The 15,214-nt window shown below is 69.9% G+C and carries 14 protein-coding genes and 1 riboswitch; of the genes, 8 read left to right on the top strand and 6 right to left on the bottom strand.

Going from position 1 to position 15,214, the window contains the following annotated elements; translation table 11 throughout:
• Positions 1-150: 150 nt before the first annotated feature.
• The 4 genes from AB0I88_RS32770 (at position 151) to AB0I88_RS32785 (ending at position 5,280) form a co-directional block, all read left to right on the top strand.
• Entirely contained in the window at positions 151-996 is an 846-nt protein-coding gene (locus tag AB0I88_RS32770; RefSeq protein WP_361033588.1) for a hypothetical protein, read from the top strand.
• Complete coding sequence (locus tag AB0I88_RS32775) at positions 993-2,732, top strand: hypothetical protein (RefSeq protein WP_361033591.1); 1,740 nt, start codon at positions 993-995, stop codon at positions 2,730-2,732. The genes AB0I88_RS32770 and AB0I88_RS32775 overlap by 4 nt, the downstream gene beginning before the upstream one ends.
• A gap of 224 nt (positions 2,733-2,956) precedes the next feature.
• Complete coding sequence (locus tag AB0I88_RS32780) at positions 2,957-4,873, top strand: hypothetical protein (protein ID WP_361033594.1); 1,917 nt, start codon at positions 2,957-2,959, stop codon at positions 4,871-4,873.
• A complete protein-coding gene (locus AB0I88_RS32785) occupies positions 4,870-5,280 on the top strand; it encodes a hypothetical protein (protein WP_361033597.1) in 411 nt (136 codons plus the stop codon). Before AB0I88_RS32780 ends, AB0I88_RS32785 begins: the two co-directional genes overlap by 4 nt.
• A gap of 254 nt (positions 5,281-5,534) precedes the next feature.
• Here the strand turns inward: AB0I88_RS32785 and AB0I88_RS32790 are convergent, their stop codons facing one another.
• Positions 5,535-6,227: a hypothetical protein gene (locus AB0I88_RS32790; protein WP_361033600.1), complete on the bottom strand. Its 693-nt coding sequence runs from the start codon at positions 6,225-6,227 to the stop codon at positions 5,535-5,537.
• 107 nt (positions 6,228-6,334) lie between these two features.
• Positions 6,335-7,762, bottom strand: coding sequence for an MFS transporter (locus AB0I88_RS32795; RefSeq protein WP_361033603.1), 1,428 nt, complete (start codon positions 7,760-7,762; stop codon positions 6,335-6,337).
• A gap of 178 nt (positions 7,763-7,940) precedes the next feature.
• Between AB0I88_RS32795 and AB0I88_RS32800 the strand changes: the two genes are divergently transcribed.
• Positions 7,941-8,225 carry a metal-sensitive transcriptional regulator gene (locus AB0I88_RS32800; RefSeq protein ID WP_203684610.1) on the top strand — a complete coding sequence of 95 codons (285 nt, stop codon included), beginning with the start codon at positions 7,941-7,943 and terminating at the stop codon, positions 8,223-8,225.
• 49 nt (positions 8,226-8,274) lie between these two features.
• Positions 8,275-8,553, top strand: coding sequence for a heavy-metal-associated domain-containing protein (locus AB0I88_RS32805; protein ID WP_361033607.1), 279 nt, complete (start codon positions 8,275-8,277; stop codon positions 8,551-8,553).
• A gap of 127 nt (positions 8,554-8,680) precedes the next feature.
• On the opposite strand, the gene AB0I88_RS32810 is transcribed toward AB0I88_RS32805, so the two are convergent.
• On the bottom strand, positions 8,681-9,397 hold the full coding sequence (locus tag AB0I88_RS32810) for an alpha/beta hydrolase (protein ID WP_361033610.1): 717 nt from the start codon (positions 9,395-9,397) through the stop codon (positions 8,681-8,683).
• 246 nt (positions 9,398-9,643) lie between these two features.
• On the bottom strand, positions 9,644-10,048 hold the full coding sequence (locus AB0I88_RS32815; protein WP_361033613.1) for a hypothetical protein: 405 nt from the start codon (positions 10,046-10,048) through the stop codon (positions 9,644-9,646).
• 121 nt (positions 10,049-10,169) lie between these two features.
• Between AB0I88_RS32815 and AB0I88_RS32820 the strand changes: the two genes are divergently transcribed.
• On the top strand, positions 10,170-10,469 hold the full coding sequence (locus tag AB0I88_RS32820; protein ID WP_106330541.1) for a metal-sensitive transcriptional regulator: 300 nt from the start codon (positions 10,170-10,172) through the stop codon (positions 10,467-10,469).
• A gap of 15 nt (positions 10,470-10,484) precedes the next feature.
• Here the strand turns inward: AB0I88_RS32820 and AB0I88_RS32825 are convergent, their stop codons facing one another.
• Positions 10,485-11,498, bottom strand: coding sequence for a flagellar M-ring protein FliF C-terminal domain-containing protein (locus AB0I88_RS32825; protein ID WP_361033617.1), 1,014 nt, complete (start codon positions 11,496-11,498; stop codon positions 10,485-10,487).
• Positions 11,499-12,088: 590 nt separating this feature from the next.
• A riboswitch (cyclic di-AMP (ydaO/yuaA leader) is annotated at positions 12,089-12,277 on the top strand.
• Between the two features lie 6 nt (positions 12,278-12,283).
• On the opposite strand from AB0I88_RS32825, the gene AB0I88_RS32830 reads away from it, so the two are divergent.
• Positions 12,284-12,856 carry a C40 family peptidase gene (locus AB0I88_RS32830; protein ID WP_361033620.1) on the top strand — a complete coding sequence of 191 codons (573 nt, stop codon included), beginning with the start codon at positions 12,284-12,286 and terminating at the stop codon, positions 12,854-12,856.
• A gap of 93 nt (positions 12,857-12,949) precedes the next feature.
• Here AB0I88_RS32830 and AB0I88_RS32835 read toward each other — a convergent pair whose 3' ends face one another.
• Positions 12,950-15,214 carry a heavy metal translocating P-type ATPase gene (locus tag AB0I88_RS32835; RefSeq protein WP_361033623.1) on the bottom strand — a complete coding sequence of 755 codons (2,265 nt, stop codon included), beginning with the start codon at positions 15,212-15,214 and terminating at the stop codon, positions 12,950-12,952.

Consider the following 15,214-nt stretch of genomic DNA (forward strand, 5'->3'; position numbering starts at 1 on the left):
ACTGGTGTCCGACCGCGCCGCTGAGCGGTAAACAACTACCACCAGAACCGCCCAGACGAGCCTGATCAGGCATCAATCGCGCACCAAGTCGTTAGGCGTGATCGGTCCTGGCGCGGCCGCAACGATGATCGCAACGCGGCCTACTCCGACTTGCTGTTCACTTCCGGTCTGCGCCGTAGTGAGGGTGCCTCGCTGCTGACGATCGAGGTTCCGGCGCTGGGCTCGGCGACGCATCGTTATGGCTGCGGCCGGTTGGGCCGGCAGGTTACCAAGTCCCGCAAGCCGCGAACCTTCTACGCCTCGGCTGAGGCCCTCGGCGCCGTTACGGCCTACATCGGTACGACACGGCGGGCTGCGGTCCGCCGTGCCCAGGCCGCCGGCCGCTACGAGGCCACGCCGGGCCTGCGGGTGGTGACGCGCCGGTCCGGATGGCGTGAGACGACGTTGCACTGGACGGACTCGGATGGCACAGCGATGCGGCGCGACCTGGACATGGTCGGCGTTGAGGAGCGTGCGCGGCTGTTCGTCCGGGGAGAGGACGGGTTGGAGCCGTTGTGGTTGTGGCTGGCCGAGGACGGAACTCCATTCCAGCCGCACTCGTGGGAGGCGGTCTATCGTGCCGCTTCACAGCGCTGCCAGACGGTGCTGACCGGCCGGGTGGCGCAGCCGCCGTGGTTCACGCCGCATATGGCCAGGCACAGCTTTGCCCTGCACATGCTGGTGGTGTTGCAACATGCTCTGGACCGGCGGTTCGGGTTGAGCCCGGAGGAACGTCGGGCGATGCGTGAGCTCTACGGCGATGTCTGGGGGCTGGTCCGGGATTTGCTGGGGCACGCCAGCGAGGAGACCACACGAACGATTTACGCCGCTCCCGTGGCCGATCTACAGGTCAGATCCTTGCTGCTCGAGGAGGCTGCGGGCGATGACAGCACCGAGGTCCTGGCCCAGTTGGCGCGGCTGTCCGGGCGGGTACTGGACGCGCAGGTTCCGGCATGAGCAGGGGACGACCGGCGGCACGTCCAGACGACGTACGGCCGCACCGGCCGCGGGTGTTGGAGCAGGCCGGGCTGGTGGTCACGCACCTGGATGAGAAAGGCCGCCGCGCTGCCTACGACTTCGCGGTTCTGCCGGTGCACCAGCCGCTGGCCCGCGGCCTGGCGGAGCAGTTCGCGCAGTTCGTCGGGCCGGGCGGCACCTGGCGGTCGGTGGCCACCAGCGGATGGGCGTTCGAGATGCTGCGCTTGTTCGCTCAGTTCTTGTCCGAGCAACGCCCGCAACCGCAGGATCTGCCCGCCATCACGCCGGCGATCTGGGCGGCGTGGCGGCTGGCCACGGGCGAGCGCCAAAGCGGACTGCTGAAGTTCACCGCGGGGTTTCTGCGTGGGCATCCGCGTCTGCCGCAGGCCACCAGGGATCTGATCATGCGGCGGCTGCCTAAGGAGACGGTGCGGGAGACCGCCTACACCGCGCAGGAGTTCGATGCGATCAAGGTGCACACGACGCAGACGTTCCGCGCGGCGCTGCTGCGGATCCGGGCCAACGCCGAGCATCTGCGCCGGTGGCGGGCCGGGGAATTCAACGAGCCGGGCGAACAGTGGCACCTCGGCCGGCTGCTCGATCACATCGCCCGGACAGGCCGACCGCCGACCTACACCGCGATCGGCGGGGAGCAGCGGATCCGGTATCGCGACACGATCGTGCTGGGTGGTTCGCGGGCCGACGTCACGTGGGCCCGGCTGTTCCTGACGCCGCGCGAGGCGCGGGCGCTGCTGATGCTGATGGTGTGCACCTACGGCTGGAATGCCAGCTCGATCGCCGAACTCGACGTTCCGCAGATCGTCTCCGGAGAAGATGAGAACGCCGTGGTGTATCGCGTCGAGCTGCACAAGCCGCGGCGCCATGTCCAGCATCGCTACGAGAGCCGCAACCTCACCGACTGGGGAGCGTCGTCGCCGGGCCGGTTGATCAGCGAGGCGATCGAGGCGACCGCCCCCGGCCGGGCGGCACTCGCGCTGGCCGGCACCCCGAGCAGCAGACTGCTCGTCTGGCACACCCGGGACACCTCGGCGGCTCCGGTGAACATCGAATACGCGGTCACTCTCGACGACCTGACCAACACCCCTCGCGGCGGCCACCGGCGAGTGCCGTTCGGCCAAGGCGGCATCGAGGTGAACCTGCGGAGGCTGCGCAAGACCTTCGTCCTGGCCAACCAGCCGGAGCTGATCCAGCACAGCCGAGACACCCACGACCGCGTCTACGTGCTTCCCGATCCGCAAACTAAACAGCAGGCTCAAGCCGTGATCGAGGCAGGCGTCAACGACGCGGTCGAGTTCGCCCGCGCGCACTTTCGCGCAACGCTGTCGCGCGCTGAGACGGATGCCGCCGACGACACCGCAACGGCCAGCTGCGCCGACTACCACCACAGCCCGTTCAGCGAGCACGGCACCGGATGCCGGGCCTCGTTCCTGCTCTGCTTCGCCTGCCCCAATGCCGTGATCACACCCCGGCATCTGCCCCGGCTGGCGCTGCTGCACCGAGCGCTGAGCGATCTACGGGCGGTGCTTCCAGCCGACCAGTGGCTGCACGACTGGGACCAGCATCATCAGCGCCTGGGCGGCATCCGGCGTGCCCCTGATTTCACTGTGACCGAGTGGGACGACGCCCTCGCGGCGGCCACGGATGAGGACCGGCAGATGATCGAGAGCCTGCTGACGAAGGGATCGCCGGCATGAGCGCCTCGCCGCACCGGGACTTCAGTCCCGTACCTCATTCGGACACTCCGGTGATCGATCCTGGCAGCGTCCCGCCGGAGCGACGCCACCTGATCCCCCGCTTCGGCGACGCGCAGTGGCCGATCATGCCCATGTCCGAGAACCCGTCAGCGGCGAACCACAAGATCCTGTGGGAACGCGTGCCACCGGGGTTCCGGGAGAGTCTGCGCGCCGCGGCCTGGATCATGTTCCGTCACGCGCTGCCAGAAGCCCTCGTTGCCGAGCACGGCAATCGCATGGTGACCAAACCCAGCATCGCGCTGGCATACCACACCATCGTCGCCTGGCGAAACTTCGCGATCTGGGCCGCCGATCGCAGCATCACCGCCCTGCCCGACGTGACCGCCGCCGACATGGCCGACTACGTACGCCCACTCGTGCAGCGCGGGCTGGCTCGCGACACCGTCAAGGGCACGCTGGTGGCACTGGCCAGGCTCCACTACTACGGCGACCGGCACCTGCCCTCCGAGCACCACCTCACCGCGCCGCCCTGGCTGACCGACGGCGTCGACGACTACCTGCCGGCCGGTGGCGCTGGCGGCGAGAACAACACCGACGCCGTCAGCCCGGACACCATGGGGCCGCTGCTGATCTGGGCGCTGCGGTTCGTCGAGGATTTCGCAGACGACATCCTCACCGCCTTCACCGAAGCGCAGCAGCTGCGCACCGCCACCCATGCCAGGACCCGAACCGGCCCTGTGAATACCGAGGCATTCCCGAAGATCGAGGCATACCTGGAGGATCTGCTGCACCGCGGGCAGCCAATGCCGTCGCGGAGCCGCAACGGCGGACGCGAGCGGACGCTGCCTTCGCTGTTCCTCGCCGCCGTCACGAGCACCCGGATCAGCCAGGCCCTGATAGTGCTGCAACGCCCACGCTGGACCGCAGCCGCTGCGGCGAACCCGGGACCGTGCCGACTGAGCACCCCGGTCACCGCCACGATCGCCGGAACCCCGTGGCAGCGGGGGTTCGACTTCTACTCCATCGACGCTCTGCACCGGCATCTGGTCACCGCGTGTTTCGTGGTTATCGCCTACCTGACCGGTATGCGTCCAGCCGAAGTTCTCGCACTGCGGTCAGGCTGCTGTCCGCAACCGGAGGGCGTCTCAGCCGAGGCCGGCCCGCAGCGGTTTTTGATCAATGGCAAGGTGTTCAAGAACGCGCGAGACGATGACGGCGTCCATCTCTCTGCCGGGCTGGACCGCGACACCCCATGGGTTGCCATCCCTGCGGTGGTCCGCGCCATCAGGGTCATGGAGCGCATCGTCGGTGAGCGCGATCTGCTGTTCCGACTCGATTCTCCCGTTCTGCAGCGGGACCACGGCCCGGAAAGATCGCTGACCCACAAGACCGTCGCCCACCGCATCGAGCTTCTCATCAGCTGGGTCAACGACTGTGCGAAGGCGGCGGGCCGCCCCGCCGAGATGATCCCGCCGGACCCGGACGGCGCCATCGGGATCTCCCGGTTCCGTCGCACACTGGCCTGGCACATCGCCCGCCGCCCCGGCGGCCTGGTCGCGCTGGCCGTCCAGTACGGGCACCTGCGCACCATCGTCAGCGAGGGCTACTACAGCCGCTCCCGCGACGGCATCCACAAGCTGATCGACATCGAGACCGCCCGCGACATCGCCGGACGCCTCAGCGATCTGAACGAGGCCATCGACAACAACGAAGGAATCTCTGGGCCGGCCGCCCGGCGGCTCATCGATGCAACAAACCATGCACACCACCGCTTCGGCGGCATCATCGCCACCCACCGCCAAGCCCGGGCCCTGCTCGACGATCCCGGGCTGACCGTCTTCGAGAACCAGGAGGCCTTCCTGCTCTGCAACTACGACCGGGACAAGGCGCTGTGCCACCCCGGCCGCGTCAAGAACGACACCCCGAGCCTAGACCGATGCCAGCCGCGCTGCGCCAACATCGCCCGCACTGACCAGCACGCCGCCCGGATGCTCCAGCACGCCGCTCAACTACACGCCCAGGCCGATTCCGCAGCCACGCCGACCCCATTGGCCGACCGCCTGCGCAGCGAAGCCGCAGCACTCACCGACCGAGCCCAGCACCACCGCAACAACCGGACCACCGGCAGGACACCCTCATGACCAGCGAACACGTAGACGAACGCGATGCCATCAAGGCCGCAGCCGCCAGACTGCTGGCCGGTACACCTCTACGCTCCACCGGCGCACTGACGATCGTCGCCCTTGCCCAAGAAGCCGACGTCAAGAGGCACGTACTGACGCATCGCCACACCGACCTCAAAGACCTGTTCTACGCCCAAGTCCGTGCGCAAGGTCAGGTTCCCGACAGTGAGCGCCGGCTCCGCGACGACCTCGAAACGATCAAACGCCGACTGGCCGAAGCAACCGAGCGCATCACAAACCTGGAGAGCGAGAACGGCATGCTCACCCGCATCGTTAACGTGCTCGCCACCGAAAACACACAGTTTCGCGACCAGCTCCGCTCGACCTCGGCCGCCGTCGTCCGCCCTCTTGAACAGAAACGGTAATGCCGACCGCCATCGGCGCGTAGGGGTCTACTCTCCACGCCCGTCGATGGCTGCTGACCGGCGAACATGTGATCTGGAACCGTCGCACCTGCCCTGACCTGTGCCCGCACCCAGGAACGGGTGGGGGCAGGGCGGGTCAGGGCCGGCGGGAGCGGACGACCGCAGTATGCATGCCTTGGCGTCGGACCGAGTCCTCGCCGACGACTCGGCGTGGGGATCAACTCGGACCGGCCGATAGTTGTGCCCGGGGTGAGTCACCGGCTGAGCCGGGGCAGCCGTACAGCCAGCGGGGCGGTGGCGGCGGCGAGGGCGAAGCCGGTCCACGGCTGGGCGGACTGCAGGGCGAAGCCGGTGATCGCGAAGGCCGGGAGCAGGACGGCGTAGGCGATGCCATGCCAGCGCAAACGCCGGTCGGTGCGGGCGATCGCCGTGCCGAGCACGATCGCGGACACGATCAGGAAGGACGTGGCGATCAGGGCGACGACGAAGAACGCCGGGCCGTAGGCGGTGTCGGCGTTAAGGGCCGGCATGCCCGGCGTCCCGGCAAGGTGAGCGCGGCCGATTCCCGGCTGGACGAACGTGGCGCTGCCGAAGGTTGAGGCCAGGAACACGTTGGTGATCGTGGTCAGCACCAGTCCGGCGACGGCGGTACGGGCGGCGCGGCCGTGGGCGAGGAACGCGGTGACCGCGACGGCGCCGAGGACGGCCAGGGCTGCGCCGAAGATGCTGGCGCCGAGGTGGCTGATCAGGAAGACGTCGGTGGTGATGTAGCGGGCGTAGGCGTCGAAGTCGTCTATCGGCGGCTGGTGGGTCCAGGTGCTCAGGCCGAGCAGGAGCCCGTAGGCCGGTAGTGCCCAAAGTCCGGCGCGCGCGGCGCGTCGTGCTCTGCTGCTGGAGGCGGTGGCGTGGGCAGGGTGAGCGTTGGTGTCGTTCAGGAGTGTGGGCATCTCGATCGTTTCTTTTCGTTGCGGGTGAGCGAGTGGGGGCGGGGTCTGCCCTGTGCTCCGCCGGAGCCGGAAGGGCTCCGGCGGAGCGCTGGGACAGCACCCGGTGGTCATCGGGTGGCCGGCGTGTTCTCGGGTTGCGTGGCGGCGGGCTTGCCGTCGCGGCCGGTGAGGGTGATCGCGGCGAGGACGGCGGCCGCAAGGGCGATGCCGGCGGCGCCGAGCAGGGCTGCCGAGTAGCCGTCGGTGAGGGCGGCTGGGTCGCCGAGGGCGTCTGCGCCGTTGGCTGCGGCGAGGGCGGTCATGGCGGCCAGGCCGAGGGCGGAGCCGATCTGGTAGCTGGTGTTGACGATGCCGGAGGCGAGACCGCCTTCCTCGGGGCGTGCGCTGGACAGGGCGGTGCCCAGCGATGGGATGAAGGCCAGGGCCATGCCGAGGGCCGCGACGAGGGAGGCGGGCAGCACGTCGGTCAGGTAGTTGCCGGTCGGGCGGATCAGTGCGAGCCAGCCCAGACCGGCGGCCAGCACCGCGAGTCCCGCGACCAGGGTGGTCTTCGTGCCGAATCGTCCGATGACGCGCGGGGCGAGGACGATCATGCCGACCATGATGAGAACGGTCATCGGCAGCAGCGCGGCGCCGCTGGGGAACGCGCTGAAGCCGAGGACCTGCTGCAGGTAGAGGTTGAGGAAGAACCACATCGGGATCCACGCCGCGCCGAGCAGCAGCTGGGCGAGGTTCGCCGCCGTCAGGTTGCGGCTGGTGAAGATGCCCAGCCGCATCAGCGGCTGCCGGCGGCGGGCCTGGATGAGCAGGAACGCGGCGAGCAGGACGGCAGAACCGGCGAGGGTGAGCCAGGTCAAGGCGGTGTTCCAGCCGGCCTCGGGGGCGCGGACGATGGCGTAGACGGCGGCGGCCAGGCCGCCGGTGACGGTGAGGGCGCCAGCCAGGTCGAGGCTGCCGGGGCGGTTGCCGCCCGCGGGCATGAGCGCCGGGGTGGCGATCAGAGCGAGCACGGCGATCGGGATGTTGAGGTAGAACACCCACGGCCAGGCGACGTACTCGGTGATGACGCCGCCGAGGAACACCCCTGCGGTGCCGCCTGCCGGTGCTGCCGCCCCGTACAGGGCGAGGGCCTTGGTGAGCTCGGCAGGCCGGTTACCGAAAAGCATCATCAGCAGGGTTAGCGCGGACGGGGCGATCAGGGCGGAACCGGCGCCCTGGACGGCGCGGGCGGCGAGCTCGAGTTCGACGGTGCCGGCCAGCCCGGCGGCAGCGGACCCGGCGAGCAGGACGGCCCAGCCGGTGGCGAAGATGCGGCGGGCGCCGTACAGGTCGGACAGGCGGCCGCCGAGCAGCAGCAGGCCACCGAAGGCGACGACGTAGGCGTTGAAGACCCAGGACAGATTACTCGGGGTGAAGCCGAGGTCGTTCTGCATCTTCGGCAGGGCGACACCGATGATCGAGGTGTCCATGATGACCATGAATTGGGCGAGGGCGATGAGCGCGAGGGCCCACCACCGGCGCGGATTGCGGGACACGACCGAACCTCCTTGGTACCCCCGGGGGGTATCTGCTTTACGGCGTCATTGTTACCCCCCGGGGGTATAGGTGGTCAAGGGGGTGCGTCGATTGACTTCCGCGTCACAGCGTTGGACGTGCCGCTTTACCGAGATACCCTAGGGGGGTACGGTAGCGACGGTTGGAGGGAGCTGGGTCATGGCTCACGGCTACATCACGGACAAGGACGACTACCTGAAGCGGCTGCGCCGGATCGAGGGCCAGATCCGTGGCCTGCAGCGCATGGTCGACGACGAGACGTACTGCATCGACATCCTCACGCAGGTGTCCGCGGCGACCAAGGCACTGCAGACCGTGGCGCTCGGGCTGCTCGACGACCACCTCGCGCACTGCGTCGTCGACGCGGCCCGCGACGGCGGGCCGGACGCCGACGCGAAGCTGAAGGAAGCCTCCGACGCCATCGCCCGCCTCGTGCGGGCGTGACCTGCTCCCCCAGCTCAGTAACCGGTCATACGACAGCAAGGAGAAGCCGATGTGCGGCAGCGACACCGCCTGCGCCTGCGCCACCACGACCCCGGTCACCGAGCCGGCGACGACGCCGGACGGCACCCGAACGGTGTATCAGGTCGCCGGGATGACCTGCGGCGGCTGCGCCGGCCGGGTCAGTAAGCAACTCACCGATGTTCCCGGCGTGCGTGACGTCAGCGTCGACGTCGCCACCGGCACGGTCACGGTGACCAGCGCCGAGACGCTCGACGATGACAGCGTGGCTGCGGCCGTCGCCGCAGCCGGCTATCAGCTGGTGCGCTGACCGAAGGCGTCAGTACGGCCTTGGCGGGAGGGCACGCCGTCCGCTCTCCCGCCAAGGGACGTCCTCATTTCCGCCGATCAGCGGCGCTGCGCGCGGGCGACCAGCTCGACATGCCCCCAGTGCCGCGTCACAGCAGTGCCCGCAGGTCGGTGATGAACCTGCGGCCTGCGGCGAGGGAGGCGAATCTGCCCGGAACGTCGTAGACCTCCTGTCGCCACGTGTCGGCGGCTTGCGGATCCGTCTCGGGCTCGGACGGTGGCCGGCTGTACACGGCGAGCCGGGTAGGGGTGACGCCGATCGTGGCGGTCGCCGGGCGCCGGTGCCGCAGACCGGTCGCATAGGCGGCCAAAAGGCGCGGGTCATGCGAGGTTCGCACGAGGCCGCGATATTGCCCGGGGATCTCGGTGAGCCGCAGGCCGCGCAGATAGGTGTCGACGTCGGCGCACAGGCCCGTGGCGGGGATCGGGTCGACGGCTACCACGGCGCGAGTGGCGTAGCGTGCCGCGAACAGGGCCGCCAGCGTCGCTGACGCGCCGTGCCCGACGATCACCGGGGCGCGCCGCAGTTGCAGGCTGTCGATGAGCATGGCCAGATCGTCGACGAGATCGTCGGGTTCGTAACGGTCCCGGCCGGGCGAACCGCCGTGCCCGGGCAGGTCGACGGCGACGACGGTGGCGTACGGGCGCAGGTCGGCCGCGGTCGGCCACCAGCAGGTCCGGTCGAACAGCACCGCGGGGATGAAGACGACCGGCCGGCCGGTCCCGTCCCACAGGTCGAAGCACCACCGTCCCCCGGCGGCGTCGAACAGGTGGGTGGTGCGCAGCGGCGGCAGGGTCTCGGTCACGGCAGCGCCCCCGCGTCCGGCAGGTGGCGGCCGCCGCTCGAGCGATGCCGCTGGGACTGGCGCTGGCGCTGATGGGTGAGCAGGGCAGCGGGGAGGGCGTGAAGGTTCACGAGGGTTCGGCTTTCCGCGCAGGGAACAGGTGGACACCACCGCCGGGCGGGGGCGTGACGGCCACGTATGCCGGGCCGCCGGGCAGGCACGAGCACGCATCCGGCGATATCGGGATGCGTATGCGTGCGCGGTGTCCTATATGCGGCTTACACCGAGTTGGGTCAGGGCGACAGCAGGTGCCCGGGACGCCATTGGTGGCATCGTCGTGCCGGCTGCGCTGTTGTCGGCACAGGCGGTCAGCGCCGGAAGCGCGACGGTGCCGGCTCGCACGGCGGGTTCGGCGACGGGAGCGCTGACCTCGCAGTGCCCGGCTGTAGTGTCTGCCGTCCGGCCTTCCGGGACGTGCTGCCCGATCGCCGCCACGCCGTGATCCGAAACGTCGTGATGGTGTTCGGCGGCAGGCGCGTGTCCCACGTAGTGCGCGCCGATCGGTCCGTCGGCGCAGTGTGTGCTTTGCACGAGCCCGACACCGGCAAGGGTGACCACGATCAGCAGCCAGCGCAGCAGCCACGGGGCTGTCGGCTGGCACGGTCCGGTCACCGGGCCAGGCTACGACATCGACGGCTCGGTGGCCGCCGGGTCACTCCAGCGGGCGCGGCGACTGCCGGGACGGGTCCGCAGCCGAGACAGGCTGATACCGGTGCCGGGTATCTTGCACGGAATGAGTGAGGCGAAACCGGCCGGGCCGCACGGGTATTCGGCGGAGAAACAGGCGCTGATGGCCCGGCTGAAGCGGGTCGAGGGGCAGATCCGCGGATTGCAGCGGATGGTCGACGAGGACACCTACTGCATCGACATCCTGACCCAGATCTCGGCCGCCAAGAGCGCCTTGCACGCGGTAGCCGTCGGCCTGCTCGAGGACCACCTGAAGCACTGCGTGGTCCACGCCGCGGCGGAGGGCGACGTGGACGCGAAGATCAAGGAGGCGAGCGCGGCGATCGCCCGCCTCGTGAAGTCCTGAGTCGGCCGCCCGTTCCTACCGGCCGGGGCCGATCCATTCTCGCAGCTGCTGCGCGGCCTGCGCCGGGTCGACCGACCCGACCGCCCGTTGCTGTCGCCTGTCCTCGTCGAAGGCAGTAGCGATTGCCGCAGCCGGGACCGGAGTGCGCTGGACGTGCAGTTGGGCCCGGAGCAGCTCTCGCCGGTCGGCTGCCGCCGAGGCCGCCGCGGCCCGGCGCCGTTGCTTGCCGACGGCCAGCAGCGCGGCACAGGTCAACAGGATCAGAACCGCGGCGATGAGTGCCGTCCGTAGCGCGGCAGGGGATGCGGTGCCGGGCTGCGCGACGGCGTTGTCGGTGGGAGTGGCTGTAGCGGTGCGCATGGGCATGGCGGCGACCGTCACCCGGTCGCCGCGGCCGGCACCAACACCGGCGGCTACGGCGACGAGTTCACGGACCTGAGCCAGGTCGAGGTTCGCCGCGGCGGCTTCATCGACGAGGACGGCGACGCTCAGTCTGATGATGTCGCCGGGGGCTTCACGGCGGGTCTCGTGCAGTTCGTCGAGGGCGTTGACGCGCGACGCGCTGCTGCTGTCGTACCGGGTGCCGCCGTTGTCGCCGATGTAGGAGCGCTCGCTGATCCGTTCGGACAGGGCACCGGCGGACGGATCCTGCTGGTAGGTGGTGCGGGAGGTCACGACCTGGTCGAGGTCGAGTTCGACGTTGGTGGTGACCGTCGAACGGCCGGGGCCGAGCACGGTGTCCAGCATGTGCTGCAAAGCGCGGTCCAGACGGTCCTGGAAGGCCGCGGTGGTGGCATCGGCGCCGAGCGCCGCTCGGATGAAGCCGCTGCCGGCGGCCGGCGAAACGGTGTAGCCGCCCGCGATCGCCTGCTGCTGCGCCGACGGGGCTGCCGCGTGCGCGGGCGCGGCAGCGAGACTCAAGCCCCCGGCCAGGGCCAGCGCCACGAGCGCGGTGATCAGCCTCCCGGCACGCCCGCCGCTGGGCGAGGTGTCCGCGCCCAGGGCAGACAGGACGAAGATGTTGTTCACATCTTGCCTCCTCGCAGATTCTCGAACGCCGATGGCCGCCCTGATTAGTGCCGACTCCATCGTCGGACGATGCGGTTGATCGGGTCTGCCTCATCGCTCGACGGCACGGCCGGTTGAAAGGTCTGGTGGTTGCGGCTCGGTTGCATCGCTGCAGGGCCCGCCTTCCGGTGCGGTCGTCGCCGCAACGGACACCATCCGGGCGCCCACCCGGTGACCCCCAAATTCAGGGATAGCCGTCGGTTCGGGCGACGAGCGTCGGACGGTCGGCCACGATCAACCGACCGGCAGTCGCCTCGGGCGCGACAAACCGGGGAACAATGCCGGGGCCACCCACAGCTACCACGTACGAGATCGAGTGTTCCCTTTCACAGATCAAAACCACCCTGGGTCCATCATGTATGAGCAGCCCGTGTCGACAAACCTCGCACCGGTCTTCCAAATCGGACACGTCTCGGCACGCCAATCACTGAGTGTAATCATCTCCGGGAGCCGGGATCGGCGCCGACTGGGCTATCAAGGAGGGGCGGCGGGCACAGGCTCGCCGGTCGTGCCGACCTGGACCACGCCGAGCCCTGCCCCGGTCCGTCGGCACAACCCGCATGACGAGTCATGAGGCAATCGGGGGCAGGGACGGGGGAACCACGAGCGGTCCTCGACCGGCACGCCGCACTGCGGCGACCGGGACATGAGGACCTTGGGGTGAAGCCGCCAGCGTGCGGCCGGGCAACCTTCGCGCCCGAATCCGACAGCTAACCTCGCAGGCGTGCCGGAGGGATTCCTTCACCGTGCGCGTAAGCACCCTGAGCCGGCCCGCCCGTACCCTGGGAGTCGGCGCTATCGCCCTGTCCGTGGGTCTCGGTCTCCTGACCGGCGGGCTCGGCACACCGCAGTCCGCCTCCGCCGCGACGGTCGCCACCACACAGGTGTCCTCGCAGACCAGCGTGGCGTTCAGCCAGACCGGCATCACCGTCAAGGCGGCGGCGTCCCAGGCCGCCAAGTCCAAGGCGGCCGCGAACCGGGTCCTGACCGAAGCGGCGAAGCACAAGGGCAAGAAGTACAAGTTCGGTGCGTCCGGCCCCAAGCGGTTCGACTGCTCGGGCTACACGATGTACGTGTACAAGAAGGCGGCGGGCAAGAAGCTGCCGCACAAGGCCCACCTGCAGCAGCGGTACGGCAAGGCCGTCGCCAAGTCCCAGGCCCGCCCCGGTGACCTGATCGTCATCCGTAAGGGCACGAAGGGCACGCACGCCGGCATCTACGCCGGTGGCGGCAAGATGTGGGCCGCGCCGCGAACCGGCAAGACGGTCACCAAGCAGAAGATCTGGAGCAAGAACCACGTGGTCCGGCGCCTGGTCTGACCACGCGCATGCCCGCGTGCGTCTTGCTCGGGCATCGAACAGCGCCGCCGGCACCCGTCCTTGGCGGGGGTGCAGGCGGCGCTGTCGTACGTCCTACTTCGTGATGCTGGTGAAGCGGCGCAACCTAAGGCTGTTGGCGACGACGAACACCGAACTGAACGCCATCGCCGCTCCGGCGATCATCGGGTTGAGCAGGCCGGCCGCGGCCAGCGGCAGAGCCGCCACGTTGTAGGCGAAGGCCCAGAACAGGTTGCTCTTGATGATGCGCAGGGTGCGCCGCGACAGGCGGATCGCGTCAGCGGCGGCCATCAGGTCACCGCGAACCAGCGTCAGGTCGGACGCCTCGATCGCGGCGTCGGTGCCGGTGCCCATCGCCAGCCCCAGATCGGCCTGAGCCAGAGCGGCCGCGTCGTTGACGCCGTCACCGACCATCGCCACGACCTTGCCCTGCTCCTGCAGCCGCTTGACCACATCGACCTTGTCGGCAGGCAGCACCTCAGCGATCACCTCGTCGATGCCGACCTGCGCCGCCACCGCCCGGGCGACGGTCTCGTTGTCCCCGGTGAGCAGCACCGGCGACAGGCCCAGCGCCCGCAACTGGGCCACGGCGGCGCGGCTGGTCGGCTTGACCGTGTCGGCGACAGCGAGCACGCCGCGGGCCTGACCGTCCCAGCCCGCGACCACGGCGGTCTGCCCGGCGGTGTGGGCAGTAGCGACGGCTTGCTCGACGTCGGCGGGCACCGTCAGCCCGGCCTGGCGCAGCAGCGCCGGGCGGCCGACGTGCACGCTGTGGCTGTCGACGGTGCCGGTCACGCCGAGGCCCTCGGTGCTGGCGAACCCGGTCACCTGCGGCAGCGGCGCACTGTCGGCGGCTGCGGCGGCGATCGCCTGGGCGATCGGGTGCTCGGAGGCGGCCTCGACCGCCCCGGCCAGCCGCAGCAGCTGCTCGCGGTCGACGCCTGCGGCGGGGACCACGTCGACCAGGCTCATCCGGCCGGTGGTCACGGTGCCGGTCTTGTCGAGCACGACGGTGTCCACGGTCCGGGTCGACTCCAGGACCTCGGGGCCTTTGATCAGGATGCCGAGCTGCGCGCCGCGGCCGGTGCCGACCAGCAGCGCCGTCGGCGTCGCGAGGCCGAGCGCACACGGGCAGGCGATGATCAGCACGGCGACGGCGGCGGTGAACGCGGCCGTCCAGCCCGATCCGGTGCCCACCCACCAGCCGAGCGTGGCGACGGCTAGGGCGATCACGATCGGCACGAAAACGCCGGAGATCCGGTCGGCGAGCCGCTGGACGGCGGCCTTGCCGGTCTGGGCCTGTTCGACCAGCTTGGCCATCTGTGCGAGCTGGGTGTCGGCGCCGATCCGGGTGGCCCTCACGATCAGCCGGCCGCCGACGTTGACGGTCGCGCCGACGACCGGGTTACCGGGTGCGACCTCGGCCGGCACGGACTCGCCGGTCAGCATGCTGGCGTCGATCGCGGAGGTGCCGTCCTCGATGACGCCGTCGGTGGCGATCTTCTCGCCCGGCCGCACGATGAACCTGTCCCCGACCGCCAGGTCGGCGACCGGGATCCGTCGTTCGGTGCCGTCGCGCAGCACGGCGACGTCTTTGGCGCCGAGTTCCAGCAGGGCACGCATGGCGGCGCCGGCGCGGCGCTTGGAGCGGGCCTCGAAGTAGCGGCCGGCGAGGATGAAGGTGGTGACGCCGGCGGCGGCTTCCAGGTAGATGGCGCCGGCGCCGTCGGTGGTGCCGATGTCGAGGCTGAATGGGTGCGTCATCCCCGGTGTGCCTGCGGTGCCGAAGAACAGTGCCCACAGTGACCAGCCGAACGCTGCGATCGTGCCCATGGAGATGAGGGTGTCCATGGTCGCGGCGCCGTGGCGCAGGTTGGTCCAGGCCGCTTTGTGGAACGGTAGTCCGCCCCAGACGACGACCGGTGCTGCCAGGGTCAGCGACAGCCACTGCCAGTAGGTGAACTGCCAGGCCGGCACCATCGCCAGCAGCACCACCGGCACGCTGAGCACGATCGACGTGAACAGCCGGGTCCGCAGGCCACGCAGTTCGTCGACCGGCTGCGCCTGCTCGGCCGGGTCGTCGCCGGTCTGCTGTGGTGGCGGCGGAAGCTTCGCGGTATAGCCGGTCTTCTCGACGGTGGCGATCAGATCCTCGGCGCTCACCCCGTCGGGGTAGGCGACGCTGGCCTTCTCGGTGGCGTAGTTGACGGTCGCGACCACGCCGTCCATGCGGTTGAGTTTCTTCTCGATCCGCGCGGCGCAGGAGGCGCAGGTCATGCCGCCGATCGCCAGCTCGATCTGGTTCGGGGCCACGGGCAGCGGCCCGGCGACGGTTGCCAT

The sequence above is a fragment of the Actinoplanes sp. NPDC049802 genome, from assembly GCF_040656595.1.
Classification (GTDB): Bacteria; Actinomycetota; Actinomycetes; order Mycobacteriales; family Micromonosporaceae; genus Actinoplanes.